Origin of the sequence: Lysinibacillus sp. NPDC048646 (genome assembly GCF_050272295.1) — a bacterium.
Taxonomy (GTDB): domain Bacteria; phylum Bacillota; class Bacilli; order Bacillales_A; family Planococcaceae; genus Lysinibacillus.
Genome location: NZ_JBNNLZ010000020.1, coordinates 69,085 through 89,514 on the forward strand (window position 1 = coordinate 69,085; position 20,430 = coordinate 89,514).

Below are 20,430 nucleotides of genomic sequence, written 5' to 3' on the forward strand. Positions count from 1 at the left end.
AAAATGGAACGCTATATTCAAATGTCAGATGGACATTTTGTGTTTACGCGAACAATGGCACCAACAATTTCCTGTATTGGTCATATTCATATTTTGCATGGTATGGCAGAACATAGCGGTCGTTATGTGAAACTTGCGGGGGAGCTATGTGCTGCGGGCTATGCGGTAACCATGCATGATCACCGAGGACATGGGGAAACAGCAGGATATAACGGCAAATTGGGCTATTTTGCCGAGCACAATGGTTTTGAGCGTGTCGTGGAGGATGTCCATGAAATTGTCATGACTATGCATGCGCAGTTTACAGATGTTCCGTTTATCTTATTTGGTCATAGTATGGGGTCTTTTATTACAAGAAGATATATTCAATTGCATAGTGATCAGGTTGATAATGTTATTCTATGTGGGACAGGCAGTGTTTCAACATTGCATATGGCGGGTCATTTCTTTGCCCGTACATTGGCGATGCAACATGGCAAAGATACGGAGAGCCCATTGTTAAATAAGCTGAGTTTCGGTAGCTTTAATAAACAGTTTCCAAATCCGAAAACGGCTTATGATTGGTTATGTTCGGTAGAGCAAGAAGTGCAGAAATATATCGATGATCCATATTGTGGATTTATGCCGACGAATCAATTTTTCGTTGATTTAACGGCAGGTTTTATGTTGCTGAATCGAAAAAAAGAGATTGAAAAAATAAAGAAAAACTTACCGATCTTATTGATAAGTGGAAGCAAGGATCCAGTCGGTGATCACGGACAAGGTGTATACACAGTCGCTGAGCAGTTTGCAGCTGCCGGTGTACAAGATGTAACAGTCTACTTGTTTGAAGATAAGCGACATGAGATTTTGAACGAGGACAATCAACAAGCGGTTTATCAAGTTTTATTACGGTGGTTGGGAAAATATGATACAAGATAAATTACAGCAGGCAGAGGTCGTAGCGATTGTGGGACCCACGGCTTCTGGCAAAACGGCACTCAGTATTGAAATTGCAAAAAAGTATAATGGCGAAATCATTAACGGCGATTCAATGCAAGTATATGAAGGTTTAGATATTGGTACGGCGAAAATTACTGAGGAAGAGATGGAGGGTGTGCCACATCATTTACTTAGTTTCAAAGAGCCAACAGAATCCTTCTCGGTTGCCGATTATCAGAAATTAGTGCGAGCTAAAATTGCTGATATTCAAGGATGTGGAAAGCTGCCGATTTTAGTAGGAGGCTCGGGATTATATGTGCAAGCAGTACTCTATGATTTTCAATTTACAGAGGAGCAGGTCGATGAAGCGGCACGTGAAGCCTATTACGCTGAGCTTGCAAAGTTAGGTCCAGAGGCAATGCATGCAAAGCTTGCTATGCGTGACCCGAAAACAGCTGAGACAATACATCCAAACAATACGCGTCGTGTCATTCGGGCATTAGAGATGATTGAGCTTAGTGGGGTCTCGAAGGCATCCGCAGCACAAAACCGTGGGGAAATTCCGCTTTATCATCATTTGATTTTAGGGCTTGGCCAAAATATGTCGCGTGAAGAGCTCTACGACCGCATTAACCTTCGTGTCGATGTAATGATGGAAAAGGGCCTCTTAGCAGAAGTGAAGGGCTTATGGCAACAAAATATTCGAGGTGTCCAGTCGATTCAGGCGATCGGTTACAAGGAGTTATATGATTATTTAGATAGTAAATGCACACTTGAAGAGGCAATCGAGCGTTTAAAGCAAAATTCACGACGTTATGCGAAAAGACAGTTAACCTATTTCCGAAATAAAATGGATGTGCAATTTGTCGAAAAAGACTGGCGTATTTAATAATTTCAAAAAATTACTAATTGCTTAATTGGTAGAACATGCTACTATAGGAATGAAGAGGTAGAAAGAGATTAGGGGAGGCGCATTTGATGAAATCAATTAATTTGCAAGATACGTTCTTAAACCATCTACGTAAAAACAGTGTTTTTGTAACTGTGTTTCTTTTAAATGGATTCCAGTTAAAAGGGACTGTAAAATCCTATGATAATTTTACTGTGTTATTAGTAGACGCTGACAACAAACAGCATCTTATATACAAACACGCGATTTCTACATTCGTTCCAGCAAAGCAAGTAGATTTTTCAGAGACAGAAGAATAAGAGGCTATATGAACAGTTAGTGTGTGACACTAGCTGTTTTTTTTTGTTCACGCTATAATAGTACAAGAGTTTAGACATATTGGAGGATTATACACATGAAAACAATGGAAACAACCGAAATATTAGAATTACTGGATACAAACGAAGATTTATACATTATCGATGTTCGTGAAGATGATGAAGTTGCACAAGGTATGATCCCGGGCGCACAACACATCGCACTTGGCACAATTCCAGATCGCCTAGAAGAATTGGATGCATCAAAACCGTATATCGTGGTTTGTAAAGCTGGCGGACGCTCTGCAAATGCCTGTGCATTTCTAGAAGATCGAGGCTTTGATGTAACAAACCTTGAAGGCGGTATGCTTGCTTACGATGGCGAGTTAGAATTTAAATAATTGTTGAGTAAAACCCTCGTTTATACGAGGGTACTGAAAAAGTTTAGCCATGGCGGAAACGATTAATCGTTTCTGCCATGGCTTTTACTTCGACGCCGTTGATTGCCGTTTTGGCGGACGCTTTCCTGGGGGCGAACCTTGAGCCTCCTCGTCGCTAATGCACCTTGGGGGTCTCAAGCTGTTCGCTAGTCCCCCCAAGGAGTCGTCGCCTGCACGCCAATCAACTAATTTTATCGTTTTTCTAAGTTTTTCATTCTTAAAGTTGGCTGCATCATTTCTAAAATGTGTAACCCCTTTATATCCCAAACAAGTAGCCCCATACACTGTCAAGTAGACATTCATAATTGGGTGCATACACTGCTTATTTTGTTTTTGACTTATATCAGACGCGTTCTCACGGTAGTTTAATTATCTTGACTTCACTGTTTTGTGTTCCTACATCGATTATTTTAGTATATTGACACAAAAAACACTTTGTCGTAGATTTAAAGGAGTTACATAAAAGTATTAGGTGCCCATTGCGGGAGAATAGGGAATAAAGTGAAAAACTTTAGCGGTCCCACCACTGTAAAAGGGAGTTTCATAGAGAATGCCACTAGCATGGTGCTGGGAAGGTTCTATGAAATGTTGAAATTGAGCCAGGAGACCTGCCTAATTGACTTCGGTTTATATAGACGATGGAAAAGTCTGTAGTTTATTTGTTATGGAATAAACTACAGGCTTTTTGTTTTTTCTTTATTCTTATTTTCAAAGTAATAGGCCAAAAAGGAAAGGGGAAATTTTCATGCATTTATTACAACAAACAATTCAAAACATTCAAGGTGCTGACAACAAGATGATGGAGGAAGCGAGGGAACGAATAGACGCCCTTAGCAAGCCCCCTGGAAGTTTAGGTAAACTTGAATCTCTAGCCGTGCAACTATCTGGTATAACAGGACAATTATTTCCCAATATTGATAACAAAGCCATTATTGTCTGTGCGGCAGATCATGGTGTTTGTGATGAAGGGGTGACATCAAACCCACAAAATGTGACGGTCTTTCAAACATTAAATTTTCCAAAAGGGTTAACAGGAGTTTGTGCTATCGCTAAAATTACAAATGCAAAAATTGTAACGGTAGACGTTGGTGTAAAGGAGGATATTCCGTTTGATGCGGGTGTCATCCTAAAAAAAATTAAATATGGCACGGATAATATGGCAAAAGGTCCTGCCATGTCAAGGGAAGAAGCTATTCAATCAATTGAAGTAGGCATTGAAGTAGCGACAGGAGAAATAAAAAATGGGGCCAATGTACTCGGGACAGGTGAAATGGGGATTGGCAATACAACGCCAAGTGCTGCGATATTATCGGTTCTTCATGCGTGTAATCCGCTTGAAGTGACAGGATTCGGTGCAGGCATTGGACCTGGGGGAATTGAACATAAAGTAGAGGTCATTCAAAAAGCCATTGCCTTAAACAAACCAAATCGCCAAGATGCGATTGATATTCTTGCAAAAGTTGGTGGTTTAGAAATAGGCGCTATGGCGGGTGTCGTACTTGCTGCCGCTGCTAATCGCAAGCCTGTGGTCATTGATGGTTTTATATCTACCATTGCTGCACTTCTTGCATACGAACTCGAACCAAAAGTTAAAGACTATATCATTCCTTCTCATACCTCTGAAGAACCAGGTGCAAAAATTGCCGCCGATTTGCTCGGAGTTGAACCGATGCTGCATATGAATATGCGATTGGGAGAAGGCTCTGGTGCAGCTTTAGCCTTTCCTATTTTGGACGCAGCTTGCTCCATGATGAAAAACATGGCTACATTAGAAGAATCGATGAAGCTGTTGGAAAAGTAACCAGATCTATGAATTTTCGATTAAAGAAAAACAATTAGTTCTTTTCAAAGTAGTTACCGTATTTTCAATAAGTATAGATTTACTTAGAATACTTGGTGACAGTAATCGTTGTAGCATGTTATTTTTTTAAGAAATAGGGGAAAACAAGCCCAAGTAACAGAATAGCTATTTGGGCTTGTTGGTATTTAGCATTGAAAGTAATTTGGCTAAGCTCGATTCAACTTTCGCAACGGCAAACGCCATTTCTTCATATAAGAGAGAATGCGTAATGCTGTTATGACACCGAATAATACATATAAAAAGATATCTCCTGAAAATAGTTCTAGCCCTACGATAAGTCCTGCTATTGCTGCCCATACCCCATAGATTTCATCGCGGAGTACGAGTGGTTTGCGTCTAGCTAATACATCACGAACAATCCCACCACCTGAACCTGTTAAGACAGCGGCCACAATGACTGCACTAATTGGCATGTTGAGTTTGACAGCATAAAGTGCGCCTTGAATGGCAAATGCCGATAAGCCAATGGCATCCGTGAAATTGCCCCAGCGATGCCAATGCTGGATAAGATGATGTGGAAATATAAAAAATATCGTAATCGCCGCTATGGCAATTTGAAACATCATATCCTGGCCCCACAGTGTTGTCACGGGCAACCCAATCAGTAAATTTCGAATGGCACCGCCACCAAATGCAGTTACAATGCCAAGTATATATACACCGAATAAATCGTATTCTTCCTCCATCGCAATTATTGCCCCGGAAATGGCGAAGGCAATTGTCCCAATGGTGCTAAATACTTCCCAAGCCACAACTTTCACTCCTTATACGAGAATAATTTGTAATAAGTCCGCCCCTTAGCTTAGCGCATCTTGTAAATAGAAACAATAGCAAGTTTTGCAGGCTTGCGCACAAATTGATAAGATAAGACAGGAACATATGTGAAACGGAGACGAAAACAATGACTTTTACAAGTAATTTAACAGAACAAACGCTAGCTTTCGCGGCTAAAATAGAAGAAAAGGTACGTCCTTATCATGCAAAAGTAGAGGACATGGCGTTTTACAATCAACAAAAGGTGCTTGCGGCATTCAGAAAGCATCAGGTAAGTGATTATCATCTGCACCCTTCCAATGGCTATGGTTACGATGATGAAGGTCGTGACAATCTTGAACGTGTCTATGCAGAGGTATTTGGAGCACAAGCAGCTATAGTGCGTCCGCAAATTATTTCGGGTACGCATGCCATCACGCTTAGTTTATTCGGTGTGTTACGTCCTGGTGATGAGTTGCTTTATATTTCGGGTCAACCATATGATACATTGCAATCGATTGTTGATGGGGGAGACAAGGATACTGGCTCGCTGAAGGATTATAAAATACGCTATCGTCATGTGGATTTAATCGACAACCACACGATTGATTGGGAAGGTGTAGTAGCAGCCATTACACCGAACACCAAAATGATTGCAATTCAGCGTTCTAAGGGCTATGCCACACGACCATCATTTACGATTGCACAAATTGCAGAAATGTGTGCAAAGGTTCGTCAACTTGCACCAGATGCAGTTATTTTTGTGGATAATTGCTATGGTGAATTTGTCGAGGCACACGAGCCGACTGAGGTCGGTGCTGATCTAATGGCAGGCTCGCTGATTAAAAATCCAGGTGGTGGCTTAGCCAAAATCGGTGGTTATATTGCCGGCCGTGCCGATTTAGTAGAAAAATGCGCCTATCGTATGACGTCACCGGGTATTGGTGCTGAAGCTGGTGCCACATTAAATACATTAGGTGATTTCTATCAAGGTTTTTTCCTTGCGCCTCACGTAGTTTCACAAGCGTTAAAAGGTGCCATTTTCACAGCAGGGATGTTGGCGGAAGCAGGCATGACGACGTCACCTAGTTATGATGCTGTGCGAACGGATTTAATTCAATCGGTATCATTCCAAACGGCGGAGCAGATGATTGCTTTTTGTCGAGAAATTCAAGCGAATTCTCCGATTAATGCGCATTATGCCCCAGAACCAGCGTATATGCCTGGGTACGAGGATGATGTTATTATGGCGGCAGGAACATTTATTCAAGGTTCGAGTATTGAGCTAACAGCGGATGGTCCGATTCGTCCACCTTATACAGCGTTCATTCAAGGTGGATTAACGTATGAGCACGTGAAATTGGCCATTTGTAGCGCAGTGCAATCCATCTCAAAATAGGGAAACAATAATTAATTCAAGCATTTTTTTCTATCGTTTTTTACAATTTTTTATCACTTCAAAAAAAATCTGAAAAATGATGTTAGGAAACCTTACATCTTTATTGACAGTGAAAAATTTTCGTTATATGATTAGCGGGTATTGGAGGGGACTTAAATGAGTCGTGAAATTAGACGAACTATGCCGCTATTATCCATGAGTATCGTGATGCAATTGACCGAGCTTTCGGCACGCCAAATTCGTTATTATGAAGAACACCATTTAATCGAGCCGCACCGAACAGAAGGCAATCGTCGTATGTTTTCATTAAATGATGTCGACACACTGCTAGAAGTAAAGGATTACTTGGAGCAGGGCATGAATATGGCGAAAATTAAAAAAATATTCGCTAAAAAGCTTGATCCTGTTGCAGCAGAAGAACCAGATTTAAGCGACAAAGAATTGCGTCGAATTATGCGCGAAGAAGTGCGTCAAGCACAGCGCATGCAAAAATCATCCATCAGACGTGGGGATTTATCTCGATTCTATTAAAATTGAGCAATCGTAAGCTTTTTGAGCGGACCGTTTATTGTTTCATGAATAGGGTAGGGTAATAATATAAGCTAGACAATTTATAGGAGTGTGGAAAACTGTGGGTAAATACACAAAAGAGGACATTAAGCGTCTAATCGAAGAAAAAAATGTAAGCTTTATTCGTTTACAATTTACGGATATTCTTGGCACAATCAAAAACGTTGAAATTCCTGTAAGCCAACTAGACAAAGCACTAGATAACAAAATGATGTTCGATGGCTCATCAATTGAAGGCTTCGTACGTATCGAAGAATCAGATATGTACTTATTTCCTGATTTAGGTTCTTTCGTAGTATTCCCTTGGACTTCTGAAAAAGGGAAAGTAGCACGTTTCATCTGTGACGTGTACACTGCAAAAGGCGAACCATTTGCTGGTGACCCACGTAACAACTTAAAACGAATCCTGAAAAAAATGGAAAACTTAGGCTTCACAAGCTTCAACTTAGGACCTGAGCCAGAATTTTTCTTATTCAAATTAGATGCAAAAGGTGAACCAACATTAGAAGTTAATGACCACGGTGGTTACTTCGACTTAGCACCAACTGATTTAGGTGAAAATTGCCGTCGTGACATCGTATTAGAACTAGAAGAAATGGGCTTTGAAATCGAAGCGTCTCACCATGAAGTAGCGCCTGGACAACACGAAATTGACTTCAAATATGCTGATGCAATCACTGCTTGTGATAACATCCAAACATTCAAATTAGTTGTGAAAACAATTGCACGCAAACATGGCTTACATGCTACATTCATGCCAAAACCATTATTCGGTGAAGCAGGCTCTGGTATGCATTTCAACGTATCTTTATTTAAAGGTAAAGAAAATGCATTCTTCGATAAATCAACAGAACTAGGTCTTTCTGAAACAGCTATGCAATTCATGGCAGGAGTTCTTGCGCATGTTCAAGGTTTCACAGCAGTAACAAACCCAACAGTTAACTCTTATAAACGACTTGTTCCTGGTTATGAAGCGCCATGTTACGTAGCATGGTCAGCGCAAAACCGATCACCACTTATCCGTATTCCATCTGCACGCGGTCTTTCAACTCGTGTAGAAGTACGTTCAGTGGACCCAGCAGCAAACCCATATTTAGCAATGGCTGTTATTTTAGAAGCGGGCCTAGAAGGAATCCGCCAACAATTAACACCACCAGCTGCCATCAACCGTAACATCTATGTAATGAGTGAAGAAGAACGTAAGGCAAATGGTATTGAAAATTTACCACCAGCACTGGATGACGCTTTAGCATTACTAGCAAAAGACAAAATTGCTCAAGAAGCGCTAGGTGAACATATCTATGCAAACTTCAAAGAAGCAAAAGAAATCGAGTTCGACATGTACCGCACAACAGTACACCAATGGGAACGCGATCAATATTTAAAAATGTATTAATTAAAAGCGTTGGGGCTCTAGGCTCCAACGCTTTTCTTTTTTTTGGAAAACCCCTTGCTATGAGCACATATAACAAGGGAATGTAAGTATCATATCGTCTTCGCATCGAAATACAGAAGACAAGTTATTTATGATCAAATCAAGATGGAAGAATTGCTGGTACAATCGGATTTAATGAAATCAATAAGAATAACAAAATTGGTGTTGTGGGTTATTGGTTAGGTGAAAAATTTCAAGGTAAAGGTATAATGTCTAAAGCATTCAAAACATTAATTGATTACGGATTCAATGACCTTAAACTAAATCGAATTGAAGTTAGAGTCGCAGTTGAAAATAAAAAAAGTAGAGCACTTCCAGAAAGGTTCGATTTTAAAGAAGAAGGAAGAATAAGACAAGCAGAGTGGTTATATGACCATTATGTAGACCACGTTATTTATGGACTTTTGGCTAATGAATGGAAATAAACTGTGCAACAACCTAATTGAACAATCGCTTCTTGTGCTAACGTGGCCGGTTAGTTGAGTAAGAAGGAGTAGAAGGTTACCTTAAACAGATATATCAAAGTGGAATTTTGAATTTCATCACAGTGAATATCTGATAAAAAATGTTCAGTAACAAGAGTTAATAAAGAAACCGACCTCAATAGTCGGTAGCGTCATTAGTATTTTGTTATAAAAAAATAAAAACCAAACAGCATGACTCTGTTCATCTAAAGCATTCGACCTAAATTGGTTACTGATATATGGAATATAAGGTTCCCTAGCTACTCTAAGGTAAAACTCGACTGCTTCTTGTTCATCTTTAAAAGCGGTTATCACTCCACTTTTAAAGTTAAGTTGGCAATTGTTCGGTTATTTGAGGACATGGTTGCTGTCCTGTAATGCATGTATAAATGTAGGGAAAACTTTGATAATGACGTATTTCATCATTTCTTATTTCAAGAATTCTATCTCTAATTTCACCGTTTGGAGCAAGTTGAGCCAAGCGTTCGTAAAATCGAATGGCATTGAATTCGCCATTTGTGGCTATTGCAAAAGATTACACCTCTTTTTATTAAAACTTCAAAATAACAATTAATCAAAAGTATCTTGTCAGTAAGTTGGAGTTATCGCATCATTTTTTTTACTTGTTTTAGTTCATTTATTAAATAGTCTATCTGTTTTTGCATGTCTTCTGAACTTTTAGATTGATCATTATTTTGGTTTTGAGGATTCTGGTTACTCGATTTTTCTAATGCATTTAGCGCTAGGCCTGCTGCAACAGCAGATAGACCATCCCCCAATGTTGAGATTGAAGCTCCGATATATGCAAGTCTAGCTATTTGAATTTCTGTTGTATCCAAAGATTGTTGTGGATTTTTTTTATAATCATTCATTACAATATCCCCTTCACTTTCATAGTGATCAAGCATCTCAACTGTATCCTATGAATTAAAGAGATGAAAAGTGACAAATACAAATAATTATTATCTAGGTTGTAGGATTGTTGTACTGAACAATTTGAGGATTGGTTGCTGATTGTACAAATAGCGTTCCATCTAAAGCTCCCAAGATACTACATTTTTAATAATAAAGCTTGCCCTTTCTTCAACGATCAGTTTGGGTACTTCAATAAGTTCATATCCAAGATGTTTATAAGTTTCAAACATGATTTTATAAGTTGCTACAGCTTCTTCAAAATCCTGTTTTCTTTCAGAATCAGTTTTGTATATGTCTTTCCAAGGGGGTAAAATAAACACCTTCTTGTTATACATGTACTTTCTAGTTGCTGATTCAAGTCTCTTCGAAATTGGAATATTAATTAAGTGAGTATAGGCAAGAGTATCTGGAATGCCTCTATCAAAAAATAAAGGTTGTTTTTGAGGGTTCGTCAATGCTGAAATAAAGCTTTCTATTGATTTATCTAACATTAAATCACGATATTTTTTTACATTTTTCCAAGGTAGCGCATCACCTTCAGAAGAAACTTGTGTTTGAATGATTTCTCTTGCAATTTCAGGAATGTAGTTATAGTTATTTTTAAGTATTTCATCTAACAAAGTTGTTTTACCAGAACCGGGACCTCCGGTAATAATGATAAAATCATCTCTAAATAAATTATTATCAATCATTTTCCGATATTCTCCTAGGTATTTATACTTTATTTTAATCCACAAAAAGGATGTATCCAAATGATTGAGTAGAAACTATCTGTATCAAAAAAGATACGACTAAACTCCACTCATTAGAGTTATATAATCAGGGTATACATCTTTTTTCAGTATATAACTTTATTGTAAAGTATAGTTCTTTTTTGTCGAGTACATTTTTATTACTGAACAATATGAAGAAAGAAACTATTAAAGGGTCACACTGCTAGAAGTGACCCTAAATATAAAATATAAGTGACCACTTGAATTTTTGCGGTATTACAACCTTGATTGAAGCTACTTCGCCGCAAACCTTACAAAAGCGAAAAATAAATGGGGATCCTGCAGTAAATGCAGATCCGATAGGTTTAACACTACCATAAGTACTAGCATCACCAACTTGACCGGTTGTAAAGGAATCACTACCGCAAGCCTTACAAACCAATTTATTGTTTTCCATATCATCACCTATGTATGTAATATATGTAAATTATGACATGGAAAAAGCTGCGGCGTCTTTTAGGCTACAGCAAACTAATGAACAATCTGATGAAAAAAGGTATAAAACAGGGTCACTTGGGCGTAGTGACCCTTAGAAAGGAATTTGGAGGTGTAAAGCCAGCTTAGCTTTAATTACTATTTATATGACGCCATAGTTATGTTTATATAATTTATTGCCTTTGGAATAGATTTAAAAATATTCAAAATCTATAAAAAAGGACCACTTTCTGTTTACAAAGTGATTTAGATTTATCCTCAAGAAAAGTAGAGTGATCAATACTGTGGAGAAGTATATGACTCTTGAGAATAAGCAATGGTTCTTTTTAATCAAAATTAAATCAAGTCAGGCGTTACATGCTCACATGATTTTTATAAAAAAGCCGTCACTTTTCGGAGGGATTGCTAAAGAGGGAATCTTATAATGTGAGTGATAGTCTATGTATATGTCATGATGGTTCCCATTGGTATTTCATGATGAAATTTTATTTGTTTTGTCATTGGATAAACAATATTATTTCCCACCAAATGGTAGATAATTGCACAACACTAGAAGTTCCTCCTAAATCTGTATGGTTGTTATTTATTTTATTACTGAGTGACTTTCTTCATAAAGTCTAACTCTTGAGCTATATTGTATTGTGCTTCCTCTGTTGAAAAATTACCATTATAACCATGTGCTTGATTCGATTCTTCAGGAGTAATATATATTGTTACATCTATTCCAAAAGATGATAATTTTTCTTTGAAATCTAATGCTTGATCAGTGAAGGTTGCAACTGTTCCGTCAGTTAAATAAGTACTTGGAAAATCCACATTTGTATTTTCAATAACATTTGCCTCAGCAACCTCGGATAGACTTTCAAACTCATTTGAACCAAAATAAGCTCTAACCATACCGTTGAAAAGCCAGTTTGTAAATGTGAAACCTGTATTATCGACACGTGTTATATCTAATAAGGCACAATTTAAAATAACTCCTTTTATTGATATATCCTTTGTTGCCTTAAATCCATATTTTTCTGCATATTCATTATTAGTTTGAATAATAGTTAATTGGCCTGCTAATTGTCCACCAGCCGAACCACCAGAAATCACAAAGTTATTTTTATCGATACCATATTGTTGTGCATTTTCAGCAACATAACCTAGGGCTTCTGTTGCTTGAATAATTGGAACAGGATATAAATTATCAGGAGATAAAGCATAATTCATTGAGACTACAATGTATCCTTCATCAACAAAGTGTTGAACAAATTCTTCATCATCTACTTTATCACCCCATGCAAAGCCGCCACCATGTATATTAAAAAGCACGGGTCTTGTAGTTGTTGTATCTCCTTCTGGTACAAAAATATCTAAATAATTATTAGTATAATTACTTGCATAGGTAACATTTCTATATACTTTTGTATTATCACTTAATACCTCTTCTGTTTGTTTAACACTCTCATCGTAACTGTACTCAGCACCTAGAAAACTCCCTGTAACTTTTAAAAAGGGGGCTGGATTAAAATGGTTAACGGTAATAATCAATAATAGGCTTGCTGTCATTATAATTACCATCCATTTGAATATTTTTAAAAATTTTTTCATAATTTTTATACTCCTTTTTATTTCAACATTACGTTGAGTTATTGATGCTGATTTATGATTTATTATATTAATTCAAATTCGGAAGACAACAATCAATTCATTTCGATGTGTTATTATCTCAATACTAATATCAATAGTGTCATAAATGAGCAGGAATGAAAATAATGAATATCATGAAAAAAATCTTGTAGAGATTTTAAAATATATTAAAAATAATAAAACTATTTTCATAGCATTGTTTGGAGATAACGTACTATCCACTTTTAAAAATAAATTCTCTACATCAATCAACACGCTACATGCTAACTACCGCACAATATGAGTAAAATGTACAAAAATGGGATAGCGAAGTACGAAAACATCGTGGGGCGATGCTAAAGGTGCTATCCCAAAACTAATGTATGTAATGGAATTTAATTCATACCAACTCACTGCGGCTTTTTATTTTTTTGTTCTAGTTTACAGGCAAATAGCTAGACATAAATAGCTATCACATCATAGTAATAGTAGTGTAAAGCTAATTTAGCTTTGCACATCCTGATTTGTTGGTTTGGGTCACTTTTGGATGGGAAGTGACCCTTTAATATTTGTTGAGTAATTGCCAGTGTCAGCGTGAAAAATTATAGGTCCAAATTCAACGGAATCGCCAAATTGTTGTGGATCGACAACAGCTGATTATCCCATTAACAAATGTGATCAAAAGCGTTGGGGGCTCTGGGCTTCAACGCCTTTTATGGAATATGTAATACAATAAAAAATTTCCATACATTTACCATAAGCGATGTAAACGAATTGCCTGAAATGTAATTTGAAAATAGAGAATGTATCATAAATTTATCGAAATTAAACATGAAGCAGCATTTTAAAAAAATTCATTACTATTACCGATATCTATTTTGCCTTGGAATAACGATGTAACACTGTGTACGACAATTATTTCTGTTAGGGCAGCGAAAATCCTTTTTCCAGAGTAATAAGGATGCACAACTTGAAATGAGGTTAGCCTGAGTGCCAATTTAAAGTCATGGTCAAATTAAACTTACTAGCATGTACATATTAGATTAAGGAAATATAAGATAGTCAAAAAGGCGATGAGGCAGAAAATAGCCCCATCGCGCTCTTTCATTAATAGCCCATATGTTTATGATGATGTGGCATTGGGCAGTGTTGCGGCATATGGCAAGGATTATGTGGCATTTCACAAAGTGTGTGATTTTCACAGCATTCATTCACTACGGATTCCGTGCAAGGGAAGAAATATTGATGATCGAAGATATGTTTGTTGACAGTTGTGATATGAGCTGGTTGAACGTGTGGTACGACAGTATGGATATAGTTAGTACGAACATATTGTTCAGCTGGTAAAAACTGTGGTGGATCAAATTGCGTAGGCATTGTTTGTGGCGGACAGCAATGTGGTCCTCTTCCATGGCGACGATTACGTTTAAACATGTTAAAACCTCCTGTTTTGATAAGTTGTGGTTCATAATTAACATATGAGATGGAAGACTAACTGGTCTATTTGTATGCCTATTAAGTGTTGGTTAAATCTCTTAGGCAATTAAACGAGTAATGCCTAAGTATTATGAACTACCAATTAAAGGAATAGAGGAGTAATGGAAGACAAAATTTAAAATCTTCAGGTTGATTCTTGTTGTTATTAGTGTTAAATAATTCGGACTTGCTAAGGGATTTTTTATTTTCTTGTAGCAATGGAACACGTTTAAAGTTAGGGGAAGGACATAGCAAAAGGTAAGGTGGTGATTGGTCCTAATAAAGAAAATCGCATGCCTTGCATGTTAATGGCTCACTTAAGATTTATACAAAGGCCCAGGCTGAGAGAAGTTACAGATTATTTGGGTGATACAAATTTGCACAAAGTAAATTAGTTTTGAAGATATAGTGTAATGTCTATAATTATTTTAATTGTATAAAAATTCATTTTTTATAAGGGTGAACAGAATATATGATAAAGATTACAATAGTTTTGTAACATAGAGATGTTATAAAAACATGAAAAGGATGGTATTATTCTAGATACAACTAAATGTCCGTATTATCGTTAAATAATATGAAAGAGGTATGAATAGAATCTCTATTATTTTGAGGAATTTTAGATTTTTGAAAGATTTAATTGACTGGAAATGGAGAAATTAACTTTTAACACAATAATTTATTTTACAAATTTAAATAAGCACTTTACACTATATAAATCATCTTAATGAATGAAATTATTCTAAGAAAATTGAAGAGTGTAGCTTGGTACGTTAAATACAGCATTAGATTGAAGTCCGGCTTAATATTAAGAAATTGTGAATGCCTATGTTAATTATAAAACAGTAGCGCTTGGTCATTCCTTGATTACTTTTTAGGGGAATGTTTTTTTATTTGTTCTTTGTTCATTCAGAAGAAATGAAACTTACATATATTAGCTTTTTAACGGTGCATAACTAGCAAGCATGTATAAACTCCAATCAAAATAGAGAAATGAGGTTTTTTTAAAAATATGAAAAAACATCCTACTTCCACTTACTTTTACTTCATTATTCCATCTCTTATTGGTGTCCTATTATTCATGACACCAGTCTTAACAGATGCAGGATGGAAAGTACCGATTGCTATTTTAGCAAATTTACTAGCGGGAATTGTGTCACCTGTCATTAGCTATTTTACTGTATCGATGTTTGCTATTTCTGCTATTGGCTCAGTCATTGCTAAATTTATTCCTCGAAAAAATACCAAAGAACCTAGTATTTTAGATTCATTATTTTATGTAAATTGGTTTTGGACAATCATTCGTCTTATCGGTTTAGTCTTTGCATCAATGGTTGTATTTAATTTCGGCCCAGCTGCCATTATCAATGAAAATACTGGTGGATTATTAATGAATCCTAATGATGGCTTGGTAACATTTTTATTTACAATTTTCTTATTTGCTGGACTGTTATTACCGTTTTTAACAAACTTCGGCTTGCTTGAGTTTTTCGGTACAATGATGGTGAAAATCATGCGTCCACTTTTTAAAAGCCCTGGACGCTCATCTGTTGACGCACTTACTTCATGGGTTGGTGATGGGACAATTGGTGTTTTAATGACGAGTAAACAATATGAGATGGGGAACTACACGAAAAAAGAGTCTGCTATTATTGCAACCAGCTTCTCTGTTGTGTCTATTACTTTCTGTATCGTGGTGTTAGAGACAGTTCATTTGGAGCGCTATTTTATCCCATATTATTTAACGGTTGTACTTTGTGGGATTGTGCTTGCAATCATAATGCCTCGAATTTATCCGCTTGCCAACAAGGAAGACACTTATATTGACGGTACACCAGTAGATTTATCACGTGAACAATTACCAAAAGGCTATAATTCTGTGACACATGGCTTGGAAAATGCGTTAACAGTCGCACATGCAAATCGTGATCCGCGCCAATTTTTAAAAGATGGGTTTAGAAATGTTTTGGATTTATGGATTGGCGTAGCACCCATTGTTATGGCATTTGGTACGACTGCTTTAATGCTTGCTGAATTCACTAGTGTTTTTACAGTGTTAGGGATGCCATTCGAACCTATTTTAAAAGTGCTCGGCTTACCAGAAGCGGCTGAGGCAGCACAAACAATGGTTGTTGGCTTTGCAGATATGTTCCTGCCTTCAATTTTGGGTGCAGGTATTGAAGCTGAAACGACACGCTTTGTAATTGCTGTTGTTTCTGTTTCACAGTTAATCTATATGTCTGAAGTAGGTGGTCTTATTTTAGGTACAAAAATCCCACTGAAATTTTTTGATTTAGTTGTCCTATTCTTATTACGTACGATCATTTCACTACCAATTGCAGCTTTAGTTGCTCACCTACTCTTCTAGTCGAAACGGCAATTGTTTGCATCTTATGAATGTAAACAGTTGCTTTTTTTTGTGGTTTCACAAATCAAAATGCCAAGTGCTAAATTTTGTTGGCTTGGCATTTTGATCCTTCGTTATTGAACAGTTACTTTTTTCTTTACTCGCTTCCATAGGAATAGCATATATACAAATAGTACAAAAATAATGATATATCCTGTCAACATTGAACTTTCTGTATTGCCCATGAAGTTGAAGAAATTATTGAAGCCATGAAATAGAATCGTTAGTAGAATGGATTGACCATCCAGAATTAGTAACGAAAGCACAAGTCCTACGAGTAGTGCATAAATAATTTGTATGATGGTATCTTCAACGGATTGCCCGCCAAGTAGCTGTAAGGCATGTGTGACAGCAAAAAGTATGCTAGAAATCCATACTGCTGTAAATGCACCCTTCGTTAACAATATTCGAAGCATAATTCCTCTGAAAACTGTTTCTTCAATAAATGCAACGATGAACATTTGCATGATAAACATTAAAAGTAAATCGCTAAAGGAGTCGAAATTTAATCCTTTTGTTCCTATTAAAATGATACATAAAACAAGAATGAGTGGACTGTATATCAGAATATTTTCTTTATTGATATGAATAAAGAAGTAATTGCTCCACTTTTTTTTCGACGCAATATAGATGAGGAGTCCTAACGCTAATGGTATCAACAAGACAAACTGTAATAATGGGCTAGAAGGTTGCTGAATAGATACATAAGCACCGTTGAAAACATAGAAAAATATTAACAGTAATTCCAAACCTATAAGCTTAAAGGCAATCTTTTTGTTCATTTCGTCGATTCCTTTCGAGGCTAATTTTCGTATCTGTACATCTTATGGCATTAATTCTTAAAGGATTCAGGCCGGATTTGCCGAAGCCTTTTGCATTGCACTTATAATCACGGCGTAGAGCAAAATACTGAGTCCTAGTAAACTACTTAATAGCACATAAACGGAAGCCTCTGATAGCAGATTAAACAGTGGGATATACCATTCGAAAATCACCATGACAATCGGAATTAATGCAAGCAGTCCAATAAAACTATAGCCACCTAGTGTACCTAAACGGTAAAAGACAACATTCAATAAAAGTCCAGAGATGAGGAAAAACAGTAGTAACACTGTGTCTAAAATGACTGTTTGTAAAAAGGAAGAGGAACCATCAAACAATAAAATTGGGTGGATAATAATAATATCTTTAACATCTAGCAAGCTATAGAAGAAAGATATCAATTTATGTGTACAGGCTATAATGAGTGCACCTGTGATGCTCCAAACAATGAAAAAGAGTCCAACATTACATAAATACTGCTTACGACTTAAGCCAAGCTTTAAAAAATAGGGCAAGGTTCTATTTAATATTTTTGCGCCCATTGTACTATAAAAAATATAGACAGGAATAGAAATCGTGATGACAAAGGAAATATATTTGCCAAAAAAGGTATCTAAGAAAAACGACAGCAAAACAATGGAAAATAAAATACTCCAGAAAATAATATTCTTCTTTTTATAGCTTTGAAATAATACATAAAAGCTACCCTTTACTATATTCATACAATTGCCCTCGCTTTCTGTTGTTTACTTAAATACACCAACATGTCTTGTACAGAAACACTTTCACATGTAATATTGTCGCCTTCGATCGTGCGGCCATTGGCATAAACAACGGCGATCATTTCATGCATAAAATAATGCTGGTAAATAACCTCCAAGCCAGCAGTTGCCTGCTCGACAGCGTGAGAGCTGCCTTTTACAGCAACAATATGTTGCCGCCATTCATCTGCCGTTTTATGAAGCAGTAATTGTGCTTCGTGAAGTATAAGGATTTCCTCAAACAACTCACTTGCTTCATCAATTAAATGCGTGGACAAAATAAATAATCTTGGATTTTCAGCCTGCTGTTCAATCAATAAATTATAAAATGTATTACGTCCGGCTACATCTAGCCCGATATACGGTTCATCAAAAATCGTGATGCCGGCATTGCTGGCAAAGCCTGTAATAATGCCTAGTGCAGATATCATTCCCTTTGACAGACTTTGCACTTTATCTTTCGGATTAAGCGCAAAGACCTCGAGTAGCTCCAAAGCAAGGTCTGCATCCCATTTTGGATAAAAGAAGCTATTGGCCTTTAGGCTTTGAGCGATGGTCATTTCTTCTTGAAAATTGCCACTCTCTGCAACAAAGCAAATGTCCCGTAAAATAGTTGAGGCATTAAAGACATTTTCTCCGTTCACACAAACACTTCCGCTGGATGTGTCAATTAGTCCTGCTACCAGATTTAAGAATGTTGTTTTTCCAGCACCGTTATGACCTAAGAAACCAATGATTTTCGGCCCTTCAATCGTAAATGTGACATTTTTCAGCGCCTGCTTGTGCTTATACGATTTACTTACATTCCTCACTTCAATCCTCATAAGTTATCCCCTTTGTAACATATTTTGTAATTCTTCATGTGAGATGCCTAATCTTGTTGCTTCTTTTTTCAATGGTTCAATATGCTGGGCAAAAAAACTTTCTTTACGCTCAGCAATTAGTATCTTTCGAGCATCAGTACTGACAAACATACCGACTCCACGTTTTTTATAAATGACTCCCTTATCCACTAATTCGTTCACACCTTTTCCTGCTGTAGCTGGGTTGATTTGATATTCCTTTGCAAATTCATTTGTTGATGGAATGCGATCTTCAGGCTGTAACAGTTCATCGAGAATAGCGTCCTCAATGCGTTCGCGAATTTGTTGGAAAATAGGCTTTTCATTGCTTAACGAATAGCTCACAATCCACCTCCTAGTCCATTGGTTAATTAGTTATGTAACTAACCATATAACGTAAGGTTATTTTTGTCAATCCATTTGATGGAAAAATTTCACTTGTACAGAACAAATAAAGTTGGAATCGTACAAAAAAAGTTGGAATCTGTGGATAAGTTTCCAACTTATTTTCAATTAACATAAAAAGTTGTTTTAGATTAAAATAAAAATTTATAACAACAATGTAGGCAACTAAACATTATTGTTATAAATAATGGCTGTTTTCTAAAAGATTGTTGTTATTCAACTAACGGAGTGCTTTAGTCAAGTGGAGCAAAGTTATGGTTCTTTTCTAACGCAACTATTTCTCCAATTCGGCAACCAGTAGAAAACATGAATTCGAAAATCGCTTTTTCCATTGCGGAATGACAGGATTCACGAAAATGTTCAATCTCCCGTTCGGTTAAATACTTGGGTATCCGTTTCCCTACTTTCGGTTCTTTAATTTTGGAAGTTGGATTCTTACTCAGGTATCCTTCCTCATGAGACCAACGAAAAAATGATTTCATAAAGTGTGCAAGACTGGCTGGTTTTAAGTGCTTGCCGGATATAGCAAGATATTCCTTCAGTTGATTGGTGTCAAGCAATTCCATCTCTACATCCTTAAAATAACCAATTAATAATTATAGCAGGAATCGCTTTCTTGATTTTGAGTATTTGTTTTTCATCAGGTGTTTTCGGTATTAAAGTTCGCATTCTTAACTTTTAAATGCGTTATACTCTTGCTTGATAGACTAGCTCTGCACTCTTATTTGCACATTTGTGAATGAATATACTTAAACTAACGGAGGCGTTAATTAAAGATCATTGAGTTGCATATGCAGCTCTTTTTTTCTTATTGAGCTAACGAGGCAGCGCGACAAGTTTTGTTATAAGCACTAATGTGTGAAAATACAAGGGATTTCTTCGGAAATCCTAACTTTATAACCGAGGATAGGAATGATAAAACCACGTATTT

19 protein-coding genes, 2 pseudogenes and 1 riboswitch are annotated in these 20,430 nt (G+C 36.7%); of the genes and pseudogenes, 11 read left to right on the forward strand and 10 right to left on the reverse strand.

Annotation, left to right across the window (positions count from 1 at the left end):
* The first annotated feature begins 3 nt into the window (after positions 1-3).
* From ACQKII_RS18460 to cobT, 5 genes are all read left to right on the forward strand, one after another.
* Positions 4-921: an alpha/beta fold hydrolase gene (locus ACQKII_RS18460; RefSeq protein WP_427461727.1), complete on the forward strand. Its 918-nt coding sequence runs from the start codon at positions 4-6 to the stop codon at positions 919-921.
* Positions 908-1,810 (forward strand): tRNA (adenosine(37)-N6)-dimethylallyltransferase MiaA, encoded by a 903-nt coding sequence (miaA, locus tag ACQKII_RS18465; protein WP_427461729.1) that lies wholly within the window; start codon positions 908-910, stop codon positions 1,808-1,810. The genes ACQKII_RS18460 and miaA overlap by 14 nt, the downstream gene beginning before the upstream one ends.
* 89 nt (positions 1,811-1,899) lie before the next feature.
* Positions 1,900-2,130: an RNA chaperone Hfq gene (gene hfq / locus ACQKII_RS18470; RefSeq protein WP_010858560.1), complete on the forward strand. Its 231-nt coding sequence runs from the start codon at positions 1,900-1,902 to the stop codon at positions 2,128-2,130.
* 95 nt (positions 2,131-2,225) lie between these two features.
* The gene (locus ACQKII_RS18475; RefSeq protein ID WP_427461731.1) at positions 2,226-2,528 is read left to right on the forward strand and encodes a rhodanese-like domain-containing protein; all 303 of its coding nucleotides are present in this window, start codon (positions 2,226-2,228) and stop codon (positions 2,526-2,528) included.
* Between the two features lie 492 nt (positions 2,529-3,020).
* A riboswitch (cobalamin riboswitch) is annotated at positions 3,021-3,197 on the forward strand.
* A 115-nt stretch (positions 3,198-3,312) separates the two neighbouring features.
* Positions 3,313-4,368, forward strand: a complete 1,056-nt coding sequence (gene cobT / locus ACQKII_RS18480; RefSeq protein ID WP_427461733.1) for a nicotinate-nucleotide--dimethylbenzimidazole phosphoribosyltransferase — start codon at positions 3,313-3,315, stop codon at positions 4,366-4,368.
* Positions 4,369-4,574: 206 nt separating this feature from the next.
* Here the strand turns inward: cobT and ACQKII_RS18485 are convergent, their stop codons facing one another.
* Positions 4,575-5,180, reverse strand: a complete 606-nt coding sequence (locus ACQKII_RS18485; RefSeq protein ID WP_427461735.1) for a trimeric intracellular cation channel family protein — start codon at positions 5,178-5,180, stop codon at positions 4,575-4,577.
* A 149-nt stretch (positions 5,181-5,329) separates the two neighbouring features.
* On the opposite strand from ACQKII_RS18485, the gene ACQKII_RS18490 reads away from it, so the two are divergent.
* From ACQKII_RS18490 to ACQKII_RS18510, 5 genes and pseudogenes are all read left to right on the forward strand, one after another.
* Positions 5,330-6,580: an aminotransferase class I/II-fold pyridoxal phosphate-dependent enzyme gene (locus ACQKII_RS18490; RefSeq protein WP_427461737.1), complete on the forward strand. Its 1,251-nt coding sequence runs from the start codon at positions 5,330-5,332 to the stop codon at positions 6,578-6,580.
* Between the two features lie 156 nt (positions 6,581-6,736).
* Positions 6,737-7,111 (forward strand): MerR family transcriptional regulator, encoded by a 375-nt coding sequence (locus tag ACQKII_RS18495; RefSeq protein ID WP_427461739.1) that lies wholly within the window; start codon positions 6,737-6,739, stop codon positions 7,109-7,111.
* Positions 7,112-7,211: 100 nt separating this feature from the next.
* Complete coding sequence (gene glnA / locus ACQKII_RS18500; RefSeq protein WP_427461741.1) at positions 7,212-8,546, forward strand: type I glutamate--ammonia ligase; 1,335 nt, start codon at positions 7,212-7,214, stop codon at positions 8,544-8,546.
* A 69-nt stretch (positions 8,547-8,615) separates the two neighbouring features.
* Positions 8,616-8,696: pseudogene (locus ACQKII_RS18505) on the forward strand (transposase); the annotation flags it as partial.
* A pseudogene (locus tag ACQKII_RS18510) lies at positions 8,693-9,010 on the forward strand (GNAT family N-acetyltransferase); the annotation flags it as partial. The pseudogenes ACQKII_RS18505 and ACQKII_RS18510, both read left to right, overlap by 4 nt.
* 641 nt (positions 9,011-9,651) lie before the next feature.
* On the opposite strand, the gene ACQKII_RS18515 reads toward ACQKII_RS18510, so the two are convergent.
* The 4 genes from ACQKII_RS18515 to ACQKII_RS18530 all read right to left on the reverse strand — a co-directional run bounded on the left by ACQKII_RS18515 (position 9,652) and on the right by ACQKII_RS18530 (position 14,220).
* Positions 9,652-9,921, reverse strand: a complete 270-nt coding sequence (locus ACQKII_RS18515) for a translation initiation factor 2 (protein ID WP_427461743.1) — start codon at positions 9,919-9,921, stop codon at positions 9,652-9,654.
* Between the two features lie 162 nt (positions 9,922-10,083).
* On the reverse strand, positions 10,084-10,656 hold the full coding sequence (locus ACQKII_RS18520; protein ID WP_427461745.1) for an AAA family ATPase: 573 nt from the start codon (positions 10,654-10,656) through the stop codon (positions 10,084-10,086).
* 1,107 nt (positions 10,657-11,763) lie between these two features.
* Complete coding sequence (locus ACQKII_RS18525) at positions 11,764-12,768, reverse strand: alpha/beta hydrolase (RefSeq protein ID WP_427461747.1); 1,005 nt, start codon at positions 12,766-12,768, stop codon at positions 11,764-11,766.
* Between the two features lie 1,125 nt (positions 12,769-13,893).
* Entirely contained in the window at positions 13,894-14,220 is a 327-nt protein-coding gene (locus ACQKII_RS18530) for a CotD family spore coat protein (RefSeq protein WP_427461749.1), read from the reverse strand.
* A gap of 1,054 nt (positions 14,221-15,274) precedes the next feature.
* On the opposite strand from ACQKII_RS18530, the gene ACQKII_RS18535 reads away from it, so the two are divergent.
* A complete protein-coding gene (locus ACQKII_RS18535; RefSeq protein WP_427461751.1) occupies positions 15,275-16,630 on the forward strand; it encodes a YjiH family protein in 1,356 nt (451 codons plus the stop codon).
* A gap of 113 nt (positions 16,631-16,743) precedes the next feature.
* Here the strand turns inward: ACQKII_RS18535 and ACQKII_RS18540 are convergent, their stop codons facing one another.
* The 5 genes from ACQKII_RS18540 to ACQKII_RS18560 all read right to left on the reverse strand — a co-directional run bounded on the left by ACQKII_RS18540 (position 16,744) and on the right by ACQKII_RS18560 (position 20,065).
* Positions 16,744-17,451 (reverse strand): CPBP family glutamic-type intramembrane protease, encoded by a 708-nt coding sequence (locus tag ACQKII_RS18540; RefSeq protein ID WP_427461754.1) that lies wholly within the window; start codon positions 17,449-17,451, stop codon positions 16,744-16,746.
* A 66-nt stretch (positions 17,452-17,517) separates the two neighbouring features.
* Complete coding sequence (locus tag ACQKII_RS18545; RefSeq protein WP_427461757.1) at positions 17,518-18,213, reverse strand: hypothetical protein; 696 nt, start codon at positions 18,211-18,213, stop codon at positions 17,518-17,520.
* Positions 18,210-19,076, reverse strand: a complete 867-nt coding sequence (locus ACQKII_RS18550; protein WP_427461759.1) for an ABC transporter ATP-binding protein — start codon at positions 19,074-19,076, stop codon at positions 18,210-18,212. The genes ACQKII_RS18545 and ACQKII_RS18550 overlap by 4 nt, the downstream gene beginning before the upstream one ends.
* 3 nt (positions 19,077-19,079) lie before the next feature.
* Positions 19,080-19,439 (reverse strand): GntR family transcriptional regulator, encoded by a 360-nt coding sequence (locus ACQKII_RS18555; RefSeq protein WP_107922990.1) that lies wholly within the window; start codon positions 19,437-19,439, stop codon positions 19,080-19,082.
* Positions 19,440-19,732: 293 nt separating this feature from the next.
* Positions 19,733-20,065 (reverse strand): tyrosine-type recombinase/integrase, encoded by a 333-nt coding sequence (locus tag ACQKII_RS18560; RefSeq protein WP_427461761.1) that lies wholly within the window; start codon positions 20,063-20,065, stop codon positions 19,733-19,735.
* Positions 20,066-20,430: the final 365 nt, after the last annotated feature.